The organism is uncultured Frigoribacterium sp., from assembly GCF_963515265.1.
In the GTDB taxonomy this organism is placed as follows: domain Bacteria; phylum Actinomycetota; class Actinomycetes; order Actinomycetales; family Microbacteriaceae; genus Frigoribacterium.
The window spans coordinates 1-5,457 of the sequence record NZ_CAUPYL010000175.1; the positions used below are offsets into that span (position 1 = coordinate 1).

At 73.9% G+C, this 5,457-nt stretch carries 5 protein-coding genes; all 5 read right to left on the bottom strand.

The window, feature by feature from the left end; genetic code table 11:
* Positions 1–829, bottom strand: an 829-nt coding sequence (locus tag RWM17_RS11815) for a methionyl-tRNA formyltransferase (RefSeq protein WP_314103923.1), incomplete at its 3' end; no start/stop codon positions are given.
* 14 nt (positions 830–843) lie between these two features.
* Positions 844–2,859, bottom strand: a complete 2,016-nt coding sequence (locus tag RWM17_RS11820) for a primosomal protein N' (RefSeq protein ID WP_314103925.1) — start codon at positions 2,857–2,859, stop codon at positions 844–846.
* Positions 2,860–2,869: 10 nt separating this feature from the next.
* Positions 2,870–4,090 (bottom strand): methionine adenosyltransferase, encoded by a 1,221-nt coding sequence (metK, locus tag RWM17_RS11825; protein ID WP_314103928.1) that lies wholly within the window; start codon positions 4,088–4,090, stop codon positions 2,870–2,872.
* Positions 4,091–4,294: 204 nt separating this feature from the next.
* On the bottom strand, positions 4,295–4,561 hold the full coding sequence (rpoZ, locus tag RWM17_RS11830) for a DNA-directed RNA polymerase subunit omega (RefSeq protein WP_314103930.1): 267 nt from the start codon (positions 4,559–4,561) through the stop codon (positions 4,295–4,297).
* 60 nt (positions 4,562–4,621) lie between these two features.
* Positions 4,622–5,457: guanylate kinase (gmk, locus tag RWM17_RS11835; RefSeq protein ID WP_399540472.1), on the bottom strand; the 836-nt coding region annotated here is incomplete at its 5' end.

Here is a 5,457-nt window from a genome sequence, read left to right on the forward strand (position 1 = left end):
ACACGACGACCACGACACCCGTGAACGACCAGGAGGCCCCCGCGTGAGCCGCGTCAGCCGCGTCGTCTGCGCCCGCGCCAGCGTCCACGGCACGGAGCTCGAGCACCTTGAGCCGGGCGTCGCCGAACGGCAGGTGGGCGCCGGGCTCGGGCGTGGTGCCCCGCCAGCGGTCGACCACCTGGGTCGCCGGGAGCGTGAGGTCGAGCGCGCCGTCGCCCAGGACGAGCTTGGGCGCGAGGGTCACCTCGCCGACCTGGGCGACCGCCTCGGCCGTGCCCGAGGCGAGCCGGTCGACGACGTCGCCGAGGAGGTCCGCACCGGTGGCGGCGAGCTCGTCGAGCAGGTCGCCGGCGGTCTCCGTGCCGTCGAGGGCACGTTCGAGGGTGCCCAGCAGGTCGCCGGCGTCGAGCTCGGGCACGAGCTGGAACACCACGGCACCCGTGCGCTCGTCGCCGGACATGAGCGCCCGCTGCACCGGGGCGGCTCCGCGCCACCGCGGCAGCAGGGAGAAGTGCAGGTTGACCCAGCCGAGGCGAGGCGCGGACAGGACCGGCTCGCGGAGGAGGGCGCCGAAGGCGACGACGACCCCGAGGTCCACGTCGAGGGCGGCGATCCGCCCGGCCACCTCCTCCGTGATCCGCCGCGTCTTGACGACCGGCAGCCCGAGGCGCTCGGCCTCGAGGGCGACCGGGGTCGCGGTGAGGACACGGCGACGGCCCTGGGGCGTGTCGTCGCGGGTGACGACGGCGACCACCTCGTGCTCGCTCGCGGCGAGGGCGGTCAGGGACGGGACGGCGGCCGACGGGCTGCCGGCGAAGACGAGGCGCAAGGGATTCCTGGAGGTCAGTCGGTGAACGGCTCGACGTCGTCGAACCGCACCCTGAGTGTAGGCAGCCCCCGGCCACGCCGGGAGCCGATCGCCTTGCGGCGCTCCGTCGCGGCGCGGATGACCTGGGACCGCAGCACCTGCGCGACGTCGTGCCCGCTCGCGTAGTCGAAGCGCACGATGGCGCGGACGCCGGCGTCGGGCACGTCGACCGGACCCAGGGTCTCCTTCCGGACGCCCTCGGGCAGCTCGTCAAGGGCGCGGGCGACGGTCTCGACGCCGCCCGTCACGGTCGCGACGCGGACGGCGGGCGGGAACCGCAGCTCCCGCCGGTCGGCCAGCTCGCCGGACGCGTAGCGAGCCAGCTCCCAGGTCGCGAGCGAGGAGGCGATGGCCCCGCCCACGCCGACCAGCACGATCGGCGCGCGCCGCGCCGCGAGGGCCGCCGCGTTCGCCCACCAACGGAGGCAGTCCTCGGCCACCCGCAGGCTCTCCCTCGCGAGCATCCGCTCGCCGTCGAGCAGCAGGACGGCACGGTAGCCACCGGGCGGGATCGGCTCGGCGCCCCGCGTCGCGACGACGATCGCGGGCTCGGAGTCGACGTGCGTCACCTGGCGGGAGCCGTCGGACACGATCACGCGCACCCCCGGGAAGGCCTTGCCGAGCTCGTCGGCCGTGCGGGACGCCCCCGTGCCGACCGACTTCATCTGCGTGCCCTCGCAGGTCGAGCAGCGCCAGCCCACGGCGAGGGCGCCGCACCACGAGCAGGCCGGCTGGGCGCCCTGCGCCCGCTGGACGAGCGGCCCGCCGCAGCGCGTGCACCGTGCCGTGTCGCCGCACTCCGTGCAGGCCAGGCGCGGAGAGTAACCGGGGTGGGCCACCTGGACCAGCACCGGACCGTCCTCGACCGCGGCCCGCGCCGCCGTCCAGGCCGTCGAAGGGATCCGTGCCTGGGCGGCGAAGCCGTCCTGGGCCGCCTGCTGGGACGTGGGCACGACGTGGGGCTGGTAGCGGGGGTCGGGACGGACCTCGGCGAGGAAGCCGATCTCGACGAGTCGCTGCACGTCGGTGCTCCGCGCGTGGCCGAGGAACACGAGCGCGGTCTGCTGCTGGGACTGCCGCACCAGCGCGGTGTCCCGCGCGTGCACGTACGGGCTCAACGGCTCGCCCATCAGGGGGTCGCCGTCGTCGAAGACGACGATCAGGCCGAGACGCGCCGACGGCGCGAGGAGCACGGACCGGTTGCCGACGAGGACGAGCGGCTGACCGCCCCTGGCCCGCAGCACCGACCGGTAGCGGTCGGCGTTCGACTGCTTCGAGTCGAGCCGGACCACGCTCTCGGCGGGCAGCAGGGCCGCCAGGGCGCGCAGGACCTGGTCCTCGTCACGGTGGTCGGGCACCGCGACGATCGCGTTCTCGCCCGCGGCCAGGGCCACCGTCGCCAGCTGGGCGACTGTGACGGCCCACCGGCCGACCCAGGAGCCGTCGGGCAACTCGTCGAGCAGGGGGACGGCGTCGACGGCGGCCCGGCCGCGGGCGGCGACGATGCCCGCCAGCTGGCCGGCCCCGTAGCCCGTCACCTCAGTGGCGACGACGACGGGGTGCGATACCGTCTCGCCCGACTCGACGGCGGCCGTCGCGGCCGCGAGCACCTGCTTCTCGACCCTCGCCTGGCGCGGCGGAACGGCCAGGCGCAGCACGTCGCTCGCGGAGCCGCCCGCACGGTCGGCCACGGCCCTGGCCAGGGCGTACACCTCGGGCGCGAGGACGGAGGCGCTCGAGACGATCGCCTCGACCTCGCTCAGCTCGCCCCCGTGCGCCGACGACTCCACGACCTCGACCACGAACCCGTCCGCGATGCGCCCGGCCGACCGGAGCGGGACCTTGACCCGGATGCCGGGCACGACGTCGTCCCGCAGGTGCGACGGGACGACGTAGTCGAAGAGCCGGTCGAGCTGCGGCAGCGGCGACTCGACCAGCACCCGCGCCACGGCGCGCGGCGACGGCCGCTCGCTCGCGACGGGCACGCTCACGGGAGCCGGGTCAGAGACCGGCGGCGGCCCGGAGCGCGTCCACGCGGTCGAGGGCCTCCCAGGTGAACTCGGGAAGCTCGCGGCCGAAGTGGCCGTAGGTCGACGTCGCCGCGTAGATCGGCCGCAGCAGGTCGAGGTCGCGGATGATCGCCGCAGGGCGCAGGTCGAAGACCTGCCGGACGGCGTCGATGATCACGTCGTCCGCCACGTGCCCGGTGCCGAAGGTCTCGACGTAGAGCCCGACGGGGGCCGCCCGGCCGATGGCGTAGGCGATCTGCAGCTCGATGCGGTCGGCCAGGCCCGCCGCGACGGCGTTCTTGGCGACCCAGCGCATGGCGTAGGCGGCCGAGCGGTCGACCTTCGACGGGTCCTTGCCCGAGAACGCGCCCCCGCCGTGGCGGCTCGCGCCGCCGTAGGTGTCGACGATGATCTTCCGGCCCGTGAGGCCGGCGTCGCCCTGCGGGCCGCCGATCTCGAAGCGCCCCGTCGGGTTGATGATGAAGCGCGTGCCCGTCGAGTCGAGGCCGGCCTCGTCGAGCACCGGTCGCACGACGTGCGCGATGACGTCGGCCTCGAGCTGCTCCGTCGACACGCTCGGCGAGTGCTGGGTGGAGACGACGACCGTGTCGACCGTGCGCGGGACGACGCCGTCGTAGCCGACCGTGACCTGCGTCTTGCCGTCGGGCCGGAGGTAGTCGAGCTCGCCGCTCTTGCGGACGTGCGCCAGCCGCTCCGCCAGCCGGTGGGCCAGCCACACCGGCAGGGGCATGTACTGCGGCGTCTCGTTGGTGGCGTACCCGAACATGATGCCCTGGTCGCCGGCGCCCTGGCGGTCGAGGGCGTCGTCCGAGGTGCCGCCCCGCGCCTCCAGCGCCGTGTCGACGCCCTGGGCGATGTCGGGCGACTGGGCGCCGATGGACACCTCGACGCCGCAGGTGCGGCCGTCGAAGCTGACGGCCGACGAGTCGTAGCCGATGCCGACGATGAGGTCGCGGACGATCGTCGGGATGTCGACGTAGCCCTTGGTCGTGACCTCGCCGGCGACGTGGACGAGCCCGGTCGTCACCATCGTCTCGACGGCGACTCGGCTCTGCGGGTCGACCGCGAGCAGCGCGTCGAGGATGCCGTCGGAGATCTGGTCGCAGATCTTGTCGGGGTGGCCCTCGGTGACCGACTCCGAGGTGAAGAGCCGGAGGCTCGTCGGTGCGGTCGCGGTGCTGTCGGGTGTCACGTCGGAAGAGGTCACAGGGGCTCCGGGGTCGGGGTCGAGATCGGGGGGTGAGGGCGTCGGGCGTCGTGGGACGCGGCGAGGCCCCGCGGGACGGTCTCCCAGGGGGCCTCGTTCGATGCTACGGCCGGCCGCCGACAGTGACGTCGGACGACGGCGACGTGAGACGACGCCGACGTCGGACGACGAGGGGCAGCCGTGCGGCGACTACTCCGCGGAGGCGGGCAGGGGCTTGGCCTCGAGCTTGTCCTCGTTGATCTCGTGCATCGCGACGGAGAGGGGCTTGTCGTCGATGGTGCTGTCGACGAGCGGACCGACGTTGTCGAAGAGGCTGCCCTCGTGCAGGTCGGCGTAGTAGTCGTTGATCTGACGTGCGCGCTTGGACGCGAAGATGACGAGCGCGTACTTCGACTCGACCTTCGAGAGCAGCTCGTCGATGGGCGGATCGATGATGCCCTTGTTCTTGTCGGCCATGGTCACTCCTCGTTGTGGGGTTCTGTCAGGCACCGGCAGGTGCAGAGATCGGGGCGCGAGTCACGCCCGCGGGCGTGCGTCCTCGGGCGCAGTCATCAATTCTACGACCTCGCGGGCTGCTTCGGGCACGTCGTGGTTCACGACCTTCACGTCGAACTCGTCCTGGGCGGCCAGCTCGACCTTCGCGGTCTCGAGCCGACGCTGCTGCTCGGCCGCGTCCTCCGTGCCCCGGCCGATCAGCCGGCGGACCAGCTCGTCCCAGGTGGGCGGCAGGAGGAAGACGAGGACGGCCTCGGGCATCGCCGTGCGGACGAGTCGCGCACCTTGGAGATCGATCTCGAGCAGGACGCTCCGCCCGGCCTGCAGCGCGGCGTCGATCGGGGGCCTCGGCGTGCCGTAGCGGTACGAGTTGTGCACGGTGGCCCACTCGAGCAGCTCGCGCTCGCGGATCATCCGGTCGAACTCGGCGTCGTCGACGAAGTAGTAGTGCACGCCGTCGACCTCGCCGGGACGCGGGGCCCTGGTGGTCGCCGAGATGGAGAGGTGCACGTCGGGGTAGTTCTCGCGGATGTGGGTCGAGACGGTGCCCTTGCCGACGGCCGTGGGGCCGGCGAGGACGACGAGTCGCGACCGCACGCGTCCCCGGGCCTCACGGACGGCGAGCCAGTCGCCGAGGATGCGACGCTGCCGGACTCCGAGGCCGCCGACGCGCTTCGACTCGGCGATGCCGAGGTCGGTCATGATGCGGGCGACCCGGGTGGGCCCGATGCCGGGGATGCTCGTGAGGAGCTCGCGGACGCGCAGCGTCGCCTCGGGGGCCGTCGGCTCGCCGGCCCAGGCGGCCTCGGCGACGTCGAGCGCGGTGCGCCGCCGTTCGGCGACGGACGCCTTGACGG